The sequence below is a fragment of the Chryseolinea sp. T2 genome, assembly GCF_037203685.1.
Classification (GTDB): Bacteria; Bacteroidota; Bacteroidia; order Cytophagales; family Cyclobacteriaceae; genus Chryseolinea.
In genome coordinates, this window is the sequence record NZ_JBBCAU010000001.1 from 111,670 (window position 1) to 127,370 (window position 15,701).

Annotated in this window: 16 protein-coding genes; 1 reads left to right on the top strand and 15 read right to left on the bottom strand. The window is 47.0% G+C overall.

Annotation, left to right across the window (positions count from 1 at the left end; all coding sequences use genetic code 11):
- The 8 genes from WBG78_RS00465 to WBG78_RS00500 form a co-directional block, all read right to left on the bottom strand.
- Window positions 1-1,026, bottom strand: a complete 1,026-nt coding sequence (locus WBG78_RS00465) for a rod shape-determining protein MreB (RefSeq protein WP_025539554.1) — start codon at window positions 1,024-1,026, stop codon at window positions 1-3.
- 412 nt (window positions 1,027-1,438) lie between these two features.
- Window positions 1,439-2,965, bottom strand: coding sequence for a bifunctional phosphoribosylaminoimidazolecarboxamide formyltransferase/IMP cyclohydrolase (gene purH, locus WBG78_RS00470; RefSeq protein WP_337324391.1), 1,527 nt, complete (start codon window positions 2,963-2,965; stop codon window positions 1,439-1,441).
- A 57-nt stretch (window positions 2,966-3,022) separates the two neighbouring features.
- Entirely contained in the window at window positions 3,023-3,850 is an 828-nt protein-coding gene (locus WBG78_RS00475) for an amidohydrolase (protein WP_337324392.1), read from the bottom strand.
- 74 nt (window positions 3,851-3,924) lie between these two features.
- Window positions 3,925-5,064 (bottom strand): methionine aminotransferase, encoded by a 1,140-nt coding sequence (locus WBG78_RS00480; protein ID WP_337324393.1) that lies wholly within the window; start codon window positions 5,062-5,064, stop codon window positions 3,925-3,927.
- A gap of 25 nt (window positions 5,065-5,089) precedes the next feature.
- Window positions 5,090-5,644, bottom strand: coding sequence for a peptide deformylase (gene def / locus WBG78_RS00485; protein WP_337324394.1), 555 nt, complete (start codon window positions 5,642-5,644; stop codon window positions 5,090-5,092).
- A gap of 38 nt (window positions 5,645-5,682) precedes the next feature.
- The gene (ruvX, locus tag WBG78_RS00490; protein ID WP_337324395.1) at window positions 5,683-6,111 is read right to left on the bottom strand and encodes a Holliday junction resolvase RuvX; all 429 of its coding nucleotides are present in this window, start codon (window positions 6,109-6,111) and stop codon (window positions 5,683-5,685) included.
- Between the two features lie 21 nt (window positions 6,112-6,132).
- Entirely contained in the window at window positions 6,133-6,648 is a 516-nt protein-coding gene (locus tag WBG78_RS00495) for a dihydrofolate reductase family protein (protein ID WP_337324396.1), read from the bottom strand.
- A gap of 129 nt (window positions 6,649-6,777) precedes the next feature.
- A complete protein-coding gene (locus WBG78_RS00500) occupies window positions 6,778-7,533 on the bottom strand; it encodes an iron-sulfur cluster repair di-iron protein (protein WP_337324397.1) in 756 nt (251 codons plus the stop codon).
- 239 nt (window positions 7,534-7,772) lie between these two features.
- Between WBG78_RS00500 and WBG78_RS00505 the strand changes: the two genes are divergently transcribed.
- Window positions 7,773-9,392, top strand: a complete 1,620-nt coding sequence (locus tag WBG78_RS00505) for a S41 family peptidase (RefSeq protein WP_337324398.1) — start codon at window positions 7,773-7,775, stop codon at window positions 9,390-9,392.
- Here WBG78_RS00505 and WBG78_RS00510 read toward each other — a convergent pair.
- The 7 genes from WBG78_RS00510 to panC form a co-directional block, all read right to left on the bottom strand.
- Window positions 9,373-10,575, bottom strand: coding sequence for an acyltransferase family protein (locus WBG78_RS00510; protein WP_337324399.1), 1,203 nt, complete (start codon window positions 10,573-10,575; stop codon window positions 9,373-9,375). The genes WBG78_RS00505 and WBG78_RS00510 overlap by 20 nt on opposite strands.
- 164 nt (window positions 10,576-10,739) lie before the next feature.
- Complete coding sequence (purN, locus tag WBG78_RS00515; protein WP_337324400.1) at window positions 10,740-11,309, bottom strand: phosphoribosylglycinamide formyltransferase; 570 nt, start codon at window positions 11,307-11,309, stop codon at window positions 10,740-10,742.
- 40 nt (window positions 11,310-11,349) lie between these two features.
- A complete protein-coding gene (locus tag WBG78_RS00520; RefSeq protein ID WP_337324401.1) occupies window positions 11,350-12,207 on the bottom strand; it encodes a geranylgeranylglycerol-phosphate geranylgeranyltransferase in 858 nt (285 codons plus the stop codon).
- A gap of 137 nt (window positions 12,208-12,344) precedes the next feature.
- Entirely contained in the window at window positions 12,345-13,187 is an 843-nt protein-coding gene (locus tag WBG78_RS00525; protein WP_337324402.1) for a hypothetical protein, read from the bottom strand.
- A gap of 119 nt (window positions 13,188-13,306) precedes the next feature.
- Entirely contained in the window at window positions 13,307-14,317 is a 1,011-nt protein-coding gene (locus tag WBG78_RS00530; RefSeq protein ID WP_337324403.1) for a lysylphosphatidylglycerol synthase transmembrane domain-containing protein, read from the bottom strand.
- 23 nt (window positions 14,318-14,340) lie between these two features.
- Complete coding sequence (gene panD / locus WBG78_RS00535) at window positions 14,341-14,688, bottom strand: aspartate 1-decarboxylase (RefSeq protein ID WP_337324404.1); 348 nt, start codon at window positions 14,686-14,688, stop codon at window positions 14,341-14,343.
- Window positions 14,689-14,743: 55 nt separating this feature from the next.
- The gene (gene panC, locus WBG78_RS00540) at window positions 14,744-15,589 is read right to left on the bottom strand and encodes a pantoate--beta-alanine ligase (RefSeq protein ID WP_337324405.1); all 846 of its coding nucleotides are present in this window, start codon (window positions 15,587-15,589) and stop codon (window positions 14,744-14,746) included.
- Window positions 15,590-15,701 lie beyond the last annotated feature (112 nt).

Sequence of the window (15,701 nt, forward strand, 5' to 3'; positions counted from 1 at the left end):
CTATGTCATCAACACTGCCCGGAACTGATTAATGTTCTTCAAGGTCTGGCCTGTACCTCTAACGACAGCTCGCAGGGGATCATCAGCCACGTGGATAGGAAGTTTAGTTTTAAGGGCAAGTCGTTTATCGAGACCGCGGAGGAGAGCACCGCCGCCTGTGAGATAAATTCCGCGCTCATAAATATCAGCCGACAATTCCGGAGGAGATGTTTCAAGCGCTTTGAGCACAGCTTCTTCAAGTTTGGATACTGACTTGTCGAGGGCAAATGCTACTTCTGAATAAGATATCTTAATGGTTTTGGGAATACCTGTCATGAGGTCACGGCCACGGATTTCATAGTCGCCAGGACCTTCATCGAGTTCTGTAAGGGCAGAGCCAACTTCGATCTTCACACGCTCAGCCGAACGCTCTCCGATGAGAAGGTTGTGCTGTCTGCGCATATAATCGAGGATGTCACGGTTAAATGTATCACCGGCAACACGAATTGACTGATCGCAGACGATACCCGACAAAGCGATCACGGCGATATCGGTGGTACCTCCTCCGATGTCGACGATCATGTTTCCGATAGGTTGATCGATATCGATACCTGTGCCTATGGCTGCGGCGATAGGTTCGTAGATCATATAAACTTCTTTCGCGCCCGCGTGTTCAGCAGAATCGCGAACGGCACGCTTTTCAACTTCAGTGATCCCTGATGGAATGCAGATCACCATCCTGTAAGATGGTGGGAACAGGCGTTTGCCTGTGTCGATCATTTTGATAAGACCACGGATCATCATTTCAGCTGCCTGGAAGTCGGCAATCACACCTTCCTTCAAAGGACGGATGGTTTTGATGTGATCATGGGTCTTCTCGTGCATCTGCATGGCTTCGCGACCAATAGCCAAAACCTTGCTGTTAACCTTGTCCAATGCTATAATGGAGGGCTCATCAACTACGATCTTGTCTTTGTAAATGATGAGGGTGTTCGCCGTACCCAGGTCGATTGCTATATCGCTGGTGAAAAAATCAAAAAATGCCATGTACTCTTAATTGATTACCGAGGTTTAAAAAATGTTGCTTGCGTGAAAATGAGACTGGTCGCAAAATTGGATTCAATTTAGAAAAAAATTAACTGTCCCTTAAAAAATGTACGTTTTTTGACGGCTAAGTAAAATTTTGGAGACACGAGTTGCGTTTAGTGTCGCCGCGATTTCAATAGACAAATGCTAATTGACAACTGGCAATTTTTTCAGGCCTCTGTCGGGACCATAATCGTCTTCAAAATAGGTGATCAATTGTCAAATGTTCAAGAGACAAGTTTTGGTTTTCGACGAACTAACTTTACCCGCGTAAATATTTCTATTAATACACGATTCTATACCATTGGGAAGAGAGATCATAAAGACAAAAGGGCCTAAAGGCCCTCTTTAATTATCAAATTGTCGGTTGGTACTAGTGCTTAAAGTGTCTGAAGCCGGTAAACACCATGCTCATCCCATTAGCATTGCAGTAATCAATTGAGTCCTGATCTTTAACAGAGCCACCCGGCTGGATAACAGCTTTGATCCCTTGCTTTGAGGCAATTTCTACACAGTCAGGGAAAGGGAAGAAAGCATCTGAAGCCATGACGGTGCCTTCAAGCGAGAAGCCAAAGGCCTTTGCCTTTTCGATAGCCTGCTTTAATGCGTCGACGCGTGATGTCTGACCTACGCCGCTGGCGAGGAGCTGTCCATCAACTGCCAGGATGATTGTATTAGACTTCGTATGCTTACATATCTTGCTTGCAAAAAGGAGGGCATCGACCTGATCGGCCGTTGGAGCCAGACGAGTCATGACCTTTAAGTCTGTTTTGGCATCCGTCTTCAGATCGAGGTCCTGCTCGATCACGCCATTGAGAATACTCTTTATCTGTTTCTTCTCATTTAATGACTGCTTCTGGCGAAGGATCATTCTATTCTTTTTGGATCGAAGCAGTGCCAAAGCATCGTCATTGAAAGCCGGCGCGATGAGGATCTCGAAAAACAACTTGTTGATCTCTTCTGCGGCCGCCAGATCGACGGTTTGGTTTGTCGCCAGCACGCCTCCAAAGGCTGAAATTGTGTCGGCCTGGAAAGCTTTAAGATAGGCTTCCTTTAATGTATTGCTTGTGGCTACGCCACACGCGTTCGTGTGTTTGATGATGACAAAAGCAGTTTCTCCTCTAAACTCAGCCACCAGATTGACTGCAGCATCGACATCGACAAGGTTGTTGTATGATAATTCCTTGCCGTTCAATTGCTCAAACAGAGCATCAAGGTCTCCGAAAAAGGTGCCCTGCTGGTGAGGGTTTTCACCATATCGAAGTTGTCGTCCCTGTTGAATGCTCTTTTTCAATCGGGTAGCTCCCTGTTCTGCATTGAAGTAGTTGAAGATGGCACTGTCGTAGTGTGAGGTCACATCAAATGCGGCCGCTGCAAAACGCTTACGATCGGAAAGCTCCGTGCTGCACGACTTTTCCTGCAGAAGTTGAAGCGCGTCTGCATATTGGGACCTGGACGAAACGATCAGCACATCGTTGAAATTCTTGGCTGCACCACGAATCAGCGAAATGCCACCGATATCGATTTTTTCAATTATATCTTCTTCAGATCCTCCTTTTGCAACTGTTTCTTCGAATGGGTACAGATCCACGATTACGAGATCCAAAGGACCAATCTTGAATTCAGAGGCCTGGGCGACATCAGACTTATCGTCACGTCTATAAAGAATACCTCCGAAAACGGCAGGGTGAAGGGTTTTAACACGTCCTCCGAATATTGAAGGGTAGCCGGTAAGTTTTTCCACCGGTGTTACCGGGTAGCCCAGTTTCTCGATGAAGTCCTGAGTGCCTCCTGTTGACACAAACTCAACACCGTTCTTTGCCAGTGTGTGGATGATGGGCTCGAGGTTGTCTTTATAATATACAGAAATAAGGGCCCGGGAGATCTTTCGTTGAGACATGCTTGATATATGGGGATTATACGCCTCTGTGGCGAGATGGATATTCAATTATGGTGCTCACATTCCGAAGTCTGATTCTTCGTAGTGCTCATATTCCACTGTGAATTCGTCTGCATCCAGGTATGCCGGGAACCTGTCGCGGAACGCCTGAAGCGAGTTAGCGCTGAGTTCTAACGTGTGCACCATTTCTGCACCTTCATTGGTGAAGATGGTTTCGCCCCTTGGGCTGATGACCGATGAATGGCCATTGTATTCAATGCCATTACCATCCTGCCCGACACGGTTCACGCCGATCACGTAGGAGAGATTCTCGATGGCACGTGCTCTCAACAAAGTATCCCATGCTTCGATCCGTGCAGTTGGCCAGTTGGCGACGTAAACTGCGACATCGTAAGATGGTCGCTTGGCAATTGCATCCCAGCGATTACGGCTCCAAACAGGAAAGCGAAGGTCGTAACAGATCAACGGGCAAATGCGCCATCCTTTCCAGGTTGAGATCAGCAGGCTTTCTCCGGGTGCATAGGTTTTGTGCTCATTGGCCATCCGGAACAGGTGCCGCTTGTCGTAGGTCCTGAAGTTACCGTTTGGCTCCATCCAGAGGAGGCGGTTGTAATAGCGATCATGAACTGAAACTATGTAGCTGCCCAGGATGAGGGCGCCGGTTTGCTCGGACATGTGCTTCATCCACTTAAATGTGCGCATGTTCATGAACTCGGCATTCTTGGAAGCCGCCATAGTGAAGCCCGTGGTGAACATTTCAGGTAGTACGATCACATCGGTCGAGCCGTTAAGCTGCCAGATCTTCTCTTCGAACGAAGCCAGATTCGCATCGGCATCCTCCCAATGAAGTTCTGACTGGATCACACTAAATTTCAAGTCCTGCATAGGGCTACCTTCAGCCCGCAAATAAAGTCATTGGATGCCAATTCTCTTACTAAAAATTTGGGAATAAGAATATGCTAGAGTCCTCTGAGGATACGGCCTGCTTCTGCAAGCGTTTCCTCCTTCTTGGCAAAGCAGAAACGGAGAATATTGCGGTCCGTGCTGTCCTTATAAAAAACAGAAATGGGAATTGATGCAACCTTGAATTCTTTGGTGAGACGCTCCGCCATCTGGACATCGGGCTCGCTGGAGATCGTCCTGTAAGAAACCAGCTGAAAATATGAACCGCGGCTAGGGATCGGTTCAAAGCTTGATCCCTTGATCTCGTTCAGAAAAAAGTCACGTTTTTGCTGATAGAACTTCCCCAGTCCCCTGTAATGACCGGGTTCACGGAGGTAATCTGCCATGGCGAGCTGAATGGGCGTATTTACGCTGAAGACTACAAATTGATGGGCACGCCGGATTTCGGCTGTGAGTTGGGCCGGGGCAACCACATAGCCCATTTTCCAGCCTGTGGCATGAAATGTTTTTCCGAAAGAGAAGACAGCGAAGCTGCGGCTAGCCAATACCGGAAAACGAAGCACACTTTGATGCGCGACGCCGTCGAAGATGAGGCGTTCATAGACTTCATCGCTAAGCACCAGCAGGTCGAATTGCTCAGCTATATTTTCAAGCTCGAGGAGGTCCGATTCGGATAGAATTGAGCCGCTTGGGTTATGCGGCGTATTGATAATGATCATGCGTGTGGCCTTCGTTATGCGGCCGCGTACTTCATCCCAATTGATACCAAACGATTCGGTCATGTTGATATGAATGGGGATACCACCATTCAGTCTTACGGACGGATCGTACGAATCATAAGAAGGATCAAACATGATTACTTCATCGCCCCTGCCTATAAATGCCGAGATGACAGAAAAGATCGATTCCGTAGCTCCGGAGGTTATCGTAATCTCGGTATCCGGATCCACGGCACGATTAAATGAAGTTCGAACAACTTCGGCGATCACGGTCCTTAATACGGGAGCGCCAGGCATGGGAGCGTATTGATTGTGTCCCTCGCGCATATACCGATGCACCAATTGAATAATCGCATCGTCGATCATGAAATCGGGAAAGCCCTGTGACAGATTGATGGCGTTGTGATCCAGCGCCATCTTGGACATCACTGTGAAAATGGAAGTGCCAACGTCTGGAATTTTCGATTCAATCCTCATGGGAGTTGACGCGGGCGTTCGTTCATTATTTCTTCAAAGGAGCCGCGATGCGATATTCGGTATCGACTTTACCCTTTGAAATGTCGGAGAGCTTTCCTTTCAACAAACGTTTTTTCAGCGGGGTAAGGTAGTCGACAAACATCTTTCCCTCGAGGTGATCGTATTCGTGCTGAATGATGCGGGCCTTCATGCCATCGAATTCATCTTCGTGCAGGTTCCAGCCCTCGTCGTAGTAGCGGATGCGAAGCTTCTCGTTGCGTTCAACCTTCTCACGGATGTTGGGAATGCTCAGACAGCCCTCTTCATATTCCCAAAACTCGCCGGTTTCATCCAGCATTTCGGGATTGATAAACGCTTTCCGGAAGTCAGCCATGGCTGGCTCATCTTCGATGATGGTTCCATCGACAATGAAAATGCGCATAGACTTGCCGATCTGTGGGGCAGCCAGTCCAATACCGCTGGCGTTGTGCATGGTTTCATACATGTCCTCGATGAGCTGCGTCAGGTCTGTGCCAACGGGGATGTCGGCTGCGCGTTGACGCAGTACCGGGTCGCCGTACATGATAATCGGATAAATCATCGCCACAAATGTAATGTTATTAGATCATCCCCAAAAGCCTAAATTCCCCTACCAGGGGGCATCGCAGACATAAATGATTGAAGAATGATAACGGCGCTGATTTTGTCGATGTTGGCTTTATCGCGCCGGTCCTTCTTGCTGGCGCCGCTCTGGAGCATAGAGTGTTTTGCGAGACTGGATGTGAACCTCTCGTCGGCCAGGTGAACGGGTTTTCCCGGGAACGCGACCTTTAGTTTTTCTACAAATGCTCTTACAAGGGGGGCGGTTTGAGAGTCTTCATTCTTGAGCGTTTTCGGCATGCCAACCACGAATTCATCGACAGTTTCCTTTGCTAAATAACTCGTAAGGTATGTCAATAAGTCAGCAGTGTTAACGGTTTCGAGGGCTGTCGCTATTATGCGTAGCGGGTCTGTAACAGCGAGTCCGGTTCGCTTGGTGCCATAGTCTACGGCTAAGATTCTTCCCATGGCTGCAAGTTATGAAATGGTTCAACGTCCGGTGACATTGTAATAAAGTTGAACCAGACCAGAAGGGTAGGTGATTGAATTTGTCAGCTTAATATTTTTCCGATCCTTAAGGCGAGGATACAGATATGTGCCGCCGCCGAGCATCACAGGATGTACGGAAAGCATAAGCTCGTGCACGAGTTTTTGTTCAAAGAGGCTATGAAAAAGTTTTGCACCCCCCCAGAGCCAAATATCCTTGCCTGGCTCATGAATCATTTTTCGAACGTATCCGGCGATGTCATCCCTAACTACAGTTACGTTTGAAAAGTTATGAGTATCGAGTGTGGCGGAGGCGACAACAAGTTTGTACTGAGGATAAGGAGCGCCGAAACCAATGAGCATCTTGAACGATGTTGAACCCATAAGTATGGTATCAATACGTTCGTGAAAGGCTGACATCCCATAATCATTATCGGTGAGACACCAATCGTACTCTCCTCTTGGTCCTTCAATGTATCCGTCAAGGGTAACGGCAAGATTAAGAATTACCTTTCTCATACAAAATTCAGTGGTGTTGGATTAACGGCGAAGGCGATCTAAAGTTCGGAAAGTAGACATTGATTTTTCCAATAATATGCAATGTGTTTTCCTAACAAGCTTAAATCAGTATTGTGACAACGTAGCTGGTTAATTCAGCTTGATCTTCTCTGCAAAGGAGACCTTGATTTTGGATTCAAGTGCCATTGCTTTAGGAAAAAGTATCTCGTTTTCAATTCTGGCGTGCGTGATAAGACTTGATTCCAGCGCCTTCAGTTCGTTATATAAAACTTTGACGTGTAGCGGCGCCGTTAATTCGAGGCGATAGTCGCGGGTGATGTTCCGTATGCCCTCCATTTCATCGTCGTGCGCTTCGTGCTCCATGGCAAACTTGTGCACGGAATTCCTTTCCAGAAGATAGTAGAGTTTAGTCGGAACGTAGCCCAGCTTCACTGAACGCTCCATCTCCTGAATGAAAGAGAATAAAGTATCCTCCTCTTCATAGATGTGTTCGATGAAATCTTCGACAAACAGAGGAAATACAATTTTGAGGTCGCGTTCAACGGCGTTGTAATCAGGGTGGTTTGCCTTAAAGCTTTCTACGAGGCGCGCGATGTAAGGCAACTTATGTTTTATGAACAAAAAGTGAGAATGCTTCAGGTATTCGAGTATGAGGTCGATTGGATAAGATACCAGGGGTAGGTCCGCCTCTCTGAGGTATGACGGCGACTCCATTTCGCGAATCACCTGTTCCACTTTCAGTCCGCGCTGCTGGCAGACCTGTTCAAGCGTCAGGGTTGAGTGCTCGTAAAACTTGATCCCGAAATAATACAGCACGTACGCATGGACATAGTTCTGATCCACGAGTTCGGCAATGCGCGTATCCTTCAGGGTCGTTTTGCTCATAAACAGTCTGTAAATATAATCTAATTTCCAGGCCGTTGGGGAATTTCTGGGGTCGAAATCCGGTTGTTCCCTGTCATAGTTTCATAGTTTTGGCAAGGCATAGGAGTTGCACAAAACCGTAATCGGTTGCCGTCTGGAGCTAGATCAGCCCGGAAAACATACGCCCGGCGGGCTTCGTTATTGACTTTGACGGCCAACATTTACTTTTGTAGTTCGTTAGTGACAAAAAACTGCTTTTAATGAGCGAACCGAATAATTCAAAATATCAGATAAGACTCCCTTTGGTTTTGTGTCTTGGCCTGGCGGCGGGTGTGTTTGTAGGGGCAAGTCTTAACGTGAAGAGGGGCACGTCGGATGTAAATCAGGATGTGCAGAAATTCAGGGAAGTTCTGACCCAGATTCAGGATGAATATGTCGACACCGTGAATACCGGTGCCCTGGTTGACGATGCGATCCATCACATGTTGAACAAGCTGGACCCTCACTCCGCATACATTCCGGCGGCAGACAGGATTGCGGCGAATGAAGACCTCCGCGGAAATTTCGATGGCATAGGGGTAGAGTTCAACATCTTCCAGGACACGATTGTGGTTGTTTCAGCGCTGAGCGGTGGGCCTTCGGAGGCACTCGGAATCCAGTCTGGCGACAAGATCATAAAAGTGGATGGAAAGCTTCTGGCTGGTATCGGTGTTACATCACCTGATGTAATGAAGGCGCTGAAGGGCCCAAAGGGTACGGAAGTAAATGTGACCATTCTCCGACGTAATAAGGAAATCGCTTACAAGATTGTACGTGATAAGATCCCACAGTATTCAGTGGATGTCTCCTATATGGTCGACAGTGAAATTGGATACATCAAGGTTAACCGCTTTGCTGCGACAACATTTGAAGAGTTTCACGCCTCATTGAAAAAACTGAAAGAACAGGGCATGAAGAAGCTGGTGCTTGACCTGCAGGGAAATCCCGGTGGATATATGAACATGGCCATCGATATAGCTGATGATTTCCTGTCGGCAGGAAAAAAGATTGTGTTCACGAACGGGAAGGAGAAAAAGTATAATTCAGACGCATCGTCCACTGCACGGGGTGAATTTGAGAAGGGCGATCTCATCGTTTTGATGAACGAAGGCAGCGCGTCGGCATCTGAAATTCTGGCTGGGGCATTGCAGGACAACGATCGCGCTTTGATTGTAGGTCGTCGGAGCTTTGGCAAAGGATTGGTTCAATCGCCTTTTGCTTTAACCGATGGATCAGAGTTAAGGCTCACAATTTCCCGTTACTACACACCTTCGGGCCGTTCTATCCAAAAGCCATACACAGACGGAGATGAATACTCCCGTGACATTGTAAGTCGGTACGACCACGGTGAATTCTTCCATGCCGACAGCATTCACTTTAATGATTCATTGAAGTATGCTACGGCAAGTGGTCGCTCAGTATACGGAGGCGGAGGCATTATGCCTGATTACTTTGTGCCACTCGACACGACACTGAACAGCCATTATCTGAACGAGCTGTACACGTCGACGTCAATTCAGGAGTACACTTTCGGGTATGCTGAAACGCACAAAGAGGAGTTGGTGAACAAAGGCTTTGAGCATTTCTTCAAGACGTTTCAGGTAACAGACCAAATGCTGGCTGAACTGGTCCGTGTTGGTGAGCGCAACAAGGTGCGAGCTGACAGACGGGAGCTGGCCAAGAAGAAGAGCTTGTTTCAGGTTCATGTTAAAGCTCAGATTGCCCGCAAGCTTTGGGGCAATGACGGCTTCTTCCCTGTCATAAACGAGACGAACGAAGTGTTCCTCAATGCTATCAAACTATTCGACAGAGTACAGGAACTCAATCGACGTGCGATGTAAAACTGGAAGGTCTGGCTGCGCTCCGATTGGTTTGAAAGCCTGGCCTCAGGATTAAACTTCCGGGCATCAGACTCCCGGAATCGACTTGTTCGAATGGCTTTCCAATTGGAGGTACCACTTGCCCCTTCTTTCTACGATTCTTAAGTTTCAGGAAAGGCAATTCCAGGTATTGGTACGATAGTGCTGCGAAACCAATCGAAAGAGCAAACCTTATGATTGTGACAATTACGAGGTTCACGTAATCATGCTTCAACCTGAAGTATTCCATTCCATAGAAGATCGGCATATGATAGAGAAAAATTCCATATGATCTGACACCTAACCACTTCAGCCATCGATGAGTCAGGAATGGATGGGTAGGATTTCTTAGAACGATGATTACGATGAGGGCACAAACGATGTTAGTCAACACAAATCCACCTCCCAGCCAGGAGCCATCTTCAAAGTTTATCACAACCCCGGAAATGACAAAGATGCAGGCTAACACAACGAGATAAAAGTTGTCGTACCGCAGTGGTCTAAGGTTAGCGTAATTAAATTCGGCCCGATAGAAAGCAAAAAATATCAGAGCGCCTGTGAACAGGCAATCGATTCGACATAGTGTAAAAGCGTAAGGATAGATCCAAAAGATTCCCCATCGCCAGGTATCACTGTGATGGTAAGCGACGACGCGGAAGACCTCGAGCAATACGATAGTGACAAATAGGAATATGATTCGTGCCCGGCCTTTAAGCTTGAAAATAAGGAAGAAAGTCAGCGCAGGCCATATAAGATAAAAGTGTTCTTCTACCGACACTGACCATAGATGTGGAATGTTTCCGAGGTAAGCCGCGGGCATCATGTTAGCGAAGAAAAATAATGAAGCGAGCGAGGCAATTGTTCTATCAGCCAGTTCAGGAACAGGCGATACTGACCACACCAGGTTAGCAAGTACAACGCAGACTATAAGCGCAGGAATGATGCGCAACGCGCGATTTAAATAGAAGTTCCTAAATGAGATGTTCCCGGTTTTTTGGTATTCCGAGTATAGAACATAGGTTATCAGGAACCCGCTCATTACAAAGAACAGATCCACTCTTGGTATTCCGCCTTTCAGGTATCCGTAGCTTCCATGGAATACCATCAGCATGATTATAGCGACGCCTCTCAGCCCGTCAAAGCTTTCGATGTACTTCAACTTCATCTTCTTCAAATGCTAAGGTGAATGACAAACTTTGAGGCGATGTGGGATTTGCCTCCAGGATTATCGTACTAACTATTAGTCATAGCGTCCGGTAACCTTAAAACAGTGAGTGTGGGACTCCCGTTGTGTAATTTAAATTAACACTTTTTTAGCAGTTATAACTACTATAAAATCCAACTTTCTATTATTCTCGGAAAGTGTTGATACTCAAGGGCGTGTACTTTTGATGCAATCTGCTCAGGAGTATCTTGATTCCCAATCTGGCACGTTGCCTGAAAAATTACCTTTCCTTCGTCGTAATTGGCATCAACAAGGTGTATCGTTATACCTGAAACAGTATCGCCTGCAGTTTTAACCGCCTCGTGAACCCGCATCCCATACATCCCCTTGCCTCCATGTTTTGGAAGCAGTGCAGGATGTATGTTAATGATGTGTCCGGGATACTTTTTGAGCAAGTAATCGGGAATCAGCCAGAGGAATCCGGCTAAAACGATATGGGTGATATTAGCTTCTGAGAGCCAGTCCAGCAGCAGTGTGGTCTCTTTATAAGTAGCCCTGTCAAATGATTTAGAAGGAATGTTATTGTTTTCGGCACGTTGGAGTGCATAGGCATCGGGGTTGTTGCTTAGCAACAGTGATACGTCGATTGTAGGATGATGCTTAAAGTAGCGTATTATTTCTTCCGCATTACTGCCGTTGCCGGACGCGAAAATAGCGATGCGTGCATTCTTCATAGGATCAAATCGGGGACAAAGAAAGCAAAGAAATATCAGGTTAAACAAATGCCATGCTGGCAATACCCATGAGCATGATCACCTTGCATAGGGTGCTCAGGTGAATGAAGTCCAGTCTTGTGTCGGCCCGTATAAGTTTCCAGATCAATACAAGCAGCGGTAGAAAGAGAAAGATGATTTGATATCGGAATGGCAGGGCACGGAACTGATAATTGAGCAGCACTACTGTAATTGAAAATATGATCACGATGGCATAGAGAACAATTTTAGTTCTGCGTATACCCCAAACGATAGGAAGAGTCTTGCAACCGAATGTATTGTCTCCTTTGAGGTCTTCGATGTCCTTGATAATCTCCCGGATGAGTGTCATGAACATGGCGAAGATGGCAAACACTACTATCAATGCGTTGCCTGAGTGATACAACATCTCCGCACTATAGACTGCAGCGCCGGTAAGCAAGGCGACCGTAAGATTGCCGATAAATGGCATACGCTTCAGACTGTTTGAGTATATCCAAAGCAAGAACACTGAAGCAACATTCAGGGCGGTTATACGCCAGGAAAGATAAACGCCCAATGCAATGCCACAAACCGAAAGCAGCACATGGAAGAGGATGGCAAAGCGGCGGGTAATACTTTTACCGATCACTACGCGATCGGGCTTATTGATATAATCGATTTTAACATCGTAATAGTCGTTAATAATATAACCGGCTGCGGCAATTACAACGGTTGATAGTGAGAGCAAGAACAGACGAAGGTCGAAGACGGTTTGTTTGTCGATAAGGAAGGCCGCGGTAAAGTATTGGGCAAACGCGATCATGACGAGATTTCCAAAGCGTGTGAGCTTTAACATCGACTCGATGAATCCTCCGGATCGAAACAACAGGTCCGCCATGACAGTGTAATCACGCAAAAATAGCGAACAAGGTTCCGAAAATGAAGAGGGCCGTCCTGTTCAGACGGCCCGTCAACAAAGCACAACTACCGACTTCAAATTAATATCAATCGTTTACTGAAGGTTCCAGGGGAGCATCAATCAGCAACTGTAACTTCAAATGTGCGTCTGAATGTGGTGATCGTTATGACGTTGTCGCATTCACCTTCTCCATAGTTAACAATTCGTTTCCGGGCAACGTATCCGTTTAGCTTCGTCATCTCGACAACACCGCTGACACGAGCGAAATTACCTTCCGCCGCGCAAGCCCAGTTGGCAATAATGGGAGTTGTAATTTCCTGGGTAAACGAGCGCCCCGTTGTAGACTGACCCGAAATCGAACCTGTGATTCGGTATACATTGTTCGATGGATCGTTGTCGGCATAGCCCGAGATCAGCTCGCGTGTCCGACTGCCATTGTACACGACGTATTCGCCGTTAGGAAATGTTATTTTTAAGTCAACGAGTTTTTTCGTGGACTGCAGATTACCAGCATCGTTGATTTCTATGTCGCGCAGTTCGACAGTGCCGGTCACTCCCTTATGGTTCACAAAGAAGTTTTCAAATGTAATGATGCGATTGCTGAGTGAGTCGCCAACGATACCGCTGTATGCAACGAATATTTTTCCGCTTCTCTCACGTCCATAAGGACCCACACATCCATCGCCGAAGTCGATGGTAATGATTTTATTTTCCTTGTCCTTTGTGACTGTAGCACAGCTCGCATAGGTTCGTCCTCCGGAAGCGGCCATTTGTGTTTCGACCTGGCCCACTACTTCCAGCACATCGTCACTGGCGTCGTCGCTGACGGATGCAGACTCAACAGCCTGCTCTTCTTCTTCATCGCTGCCTTGTGAAAATCGTTCATCGCGTTCACATGCCACCATCGCGAATGAAACAACCGCGACTGTCAGAATTGATTTCAGAAATTTGATTTTCATTGGTTAATAGGTTTAATGCTCTCGAATGAAATGATGATTGCGTCCGGCCCTGGCCGGGGGCCGTTTCAATCTTTTGTTTTGTTAAAGACAGAGCTTAGATGGAGGGCGCGGCCGAAGGTTTAACCGACGCTCGAATCTTTTTTGATGAGGACGGATGTTATAATGAGGGAAATTGCTCCAACCACCACGAGGACAGCGGTTTGCCAGCCGTGAAAAATAAATGTAAACGCAACGGCATCGGCTTTGGGAATGCCATATAGAAAGAAGAGTCCCTGGGGTACCAGGACATGGTAGGAGCCGGCGCCTCCTGGCAATGGAACTGCCATAGCGATTGCGCCAATGGCGAACAAGCTCAGCACTGCATGAAATCCGAGCTCTGATGTAGATGGGAACGCGCGAATCACGGCGTAACTCATGAGAAAATACAGGGCCCAGATCATCAGTGAGTACAGTATAAACGGCCACTTATTCTCAAGATGGAAAACAGATGTCAGTCCGCCCTTGAACCCGTTCCAGGTCTTGCTAATAAAATTTTTGAAGCGTTGGCTTCTTTTAAAGGCGATGTAAAGAGTGCCTGAGATAAGCAAGATGACGCCTAAGACAATGGCAATAGCAATGAGTCGCGATTCGCCTCCGCCTGCGCCTATTGGTAACGTTGCAACGAAAGCAAAGAGTTTTTGTGATTCAAAGATGAAGGCTAAAGAGATAAGCATCAGCAGACAGATCAGGTCGACGATGCGTTCAACAACAACAGTACCGAATGAAATTTCCACCGGCGTTTTTTCCAGCTTATAGAGGTTGTAACAGCGTGACACTTCGCCTCCTCTGGGGATGGCGAGATTGACCAGATATCCAACCATCACCGAAAGAAAACTGTCTCTGATTCCAGGCCGGAAGCCGACAGGTCGAAGAAGTATTCGCCACCTCACGGCACGAAGCCAGTGACTTAATATCATGATGGCCGCCATTGCCAGCAGCCAGCCCTTATCCGCGTGTTTCCATGCCGCGACGAGGTAGTCCCATTTGTTGCCATCGCCTTCAACCTGGATGCCTCTCAGGGAGAACCAAATGAGCAGACCAGTGGCCGCCAGGATCAAACTATATTGAATGATGTTGCGTAGTCCCGACACGAATATTTCGTGATGTTCAGGGGCTAAGGTAGCTTATTATCCTCAGCAGGAAATACAATAGTAGGTTTGTATTCCTTTGCCTTCTTGAATTTCATAGAGGCATAAGATATAATGATAACGATGTCACCAACCTGTGCCTTGCGCGCAGCCGGACCGTTGAGACAAACCATGCCTGATCCACGTTCACCCTTGATCACGTATGTTTCCAGACGTTCACCATTATTAACATTGACAACTGCCACTTTTTCACCTTCAATCATGTTGGCAGCGTCCATCAGATCTTCGTCGATGGTGATGCTACCCACATAGTGAAGCTCGGCCTGCGTGATGCGGGCACGGTGAATTTTTGACTTCAATACTTCTATTCTCACAATCTTTGAGAGGGCCGTAAAGCCCTGGTTTGTTTGGGAGCCTAATAATCAAAAGTCACTCCAAATACATATTGTCGATGAGTCTTACCTCGCCGGCAAAGGCAGCAACAAAAATAATGGCCTCTGCGCTCTTATCAACGCGGTTCATCGGTGTGAGGTTCACCGGGTCGGCCACCTCTACGTATTCCAGTTTGAGTTCAGTTTGAGACTCAATGGCTTCTTTCACTGCCTTTTTTACAGTAGCCACCTCCTCGCCCTTTCGGAGAAGTTCAGAAGCAAGTCTTAATGATTGATTGATAATGGGCGCCTGGCTGCGCAATTCAGGGTTCAGTCTTCGGTTGCGGGATGACATAGCAAGGCCATCGGCTTCCCGCATTATCGGAATGCAAACGATGTCGATGTTGAACTTGAGTTCATTTACGAGCCTTTTGATTATTGTGAGCTGCTGCCAGTCTTTTTGGCCAAAGTACGCGCGGGTAGGTTCGCAAATGTGGAAAAGCTTTGAGACGACGAGCGCAACGCCACTAAAGTGCCCAGGCCTGAATTCGCCTTCCATCACCTTGTCAAGATGTCCGAAATCAAATTTGATCAGGGTCTTATCAGGGTACATTTCAGCATCTGTAGGACAAAAAAGGACGTCGCAGGAAACTTTTTCAAGCAATGCGGCATCCTGCTCCAGAGTGCGCGGATACTTCTGTAAATCCGAAGGGTTGTTGAACTGAGTTGGATTGACGTAAATGGTGGAAATTGTGATGTCATTGGCCTTTTTGGAAGCCTCGACCAGGGAAATGTGGCCTTCGTGAAGGGCCCCCATGGTGGGCACCAGACCCACAGTTCTGCCATTGGTGGTAATTTCTTTCAGGTAGGTCCGAAGTGGGCCTATCTCATTGAAAATCTTCATTTTACGTCATTTTGGCAAAGGGTCGCAAAGATATAGGGAAAACTGAAATTTAGTTGATCAGGGGGGTAATTTTTTGTACTTTTGTGCTTCAATTTTCCTTCTACTTAAAATT

Excerpts from the sequence above, each read along its gene's own strand:
- WBG78_RS00500 (WP_337324397.1), bottom strand. The coding sequence starts at position 7,533 with ATGAGCAAAACGACCCTGAAGGATACGCGCATTGCCGAACTCGTGGAT.
- WBG78_RS00520 (WP_337324401.1), bottom strand. The coding sequence starts at position 12,207 with ATGGCGGACCTGTTGTTTCGATCCGGAGGATTCATCGAGTCGATGTTA.
- WBG78_RS00510 (WP_337324399.1), bottom strand. The coding sequence starts at position 10,575 with ATGAAGTTGAAGTACATCGAAAGCTTTGACGGGCTGAGAGGCGTCGCT.
- WBG78_RS00525 (WP_337324402.1), bottom strand. The coding sequence starts at position 13,187 with ATGAAAATCAAATTTCTGAAATCAATTCTGACAGTCGCGGTTGTTTCA.
- purH (WP_337324391.1), bottom strand. The coding sequence starts at position 2,965 with ATGTCTCAACGAAAGATCTCCCGGGCCCTTATTTCTGTATATTATAAA.
- WBG78_RS00475 (WP_337324392.1), bottom strand. The coding sequence starts at position 3,850 with ATGCAGGACTTGAAATTTAGTGTGATCCAGTCAGAACTTCATTGGGAG.
- WBG78_RS00505 (WP_337324398.1), top strand. The coding sequence starts at position 7,773 with ATGAGCGAACCGAATAATTCAAAATATCAGATAAGACTCCCTTTGGTT.
- WBG78_RS00465 (WP_025539554.1), bottom strand. The coding sequence starts at position 1,026 with ATGGCATTTTTTGATTTTTTCACCAGCGATATAGCAATCGACCTGGGT.
- purN (WP_337324400.1), bottom strand. The coding sequence starts at position 11,309 with ATGAAGAATGCACGCATCGCTATTTTCGCGTCCGGCAACGGCAGTAAT.
- def (WP_337324394.1), bottom strand. The coding sequence starts at position 5,644 with ATGATTTATCCGATTATCATGTACGGCGACCCGGTACTGCGTCAACGC.
- WBG78_RS00480 (WP_337324393.1), bottom strand. The coding sequence starts at position 5,064 with ATGAGGATTGAATCGAAAATTCCAGACGTTGGCACTTCCATTTTCACA.
- WBG78_RS00495 (WP_337324396.1), bottom strand. The coding sequence starts at position 6,648 with ATGAGAAAGGTAATTCTTAATCTTGCCGTTACCCTTGACGGATACATT.
- ruvX (WP_337324395.1), bottom strand. The coding sequence starts at position 6,111 with ATGGGAAGAATCTTAGCCGTAGACTATGGCACCAAGCGAACCGGACTC.
- panC (WP_337324405.1), bottom strand. The coding sequence starts at position 15,589 with ATGAAGATTTTCAATGAGATAGGCCCACTTCGGACCTACCTGAAAGAA.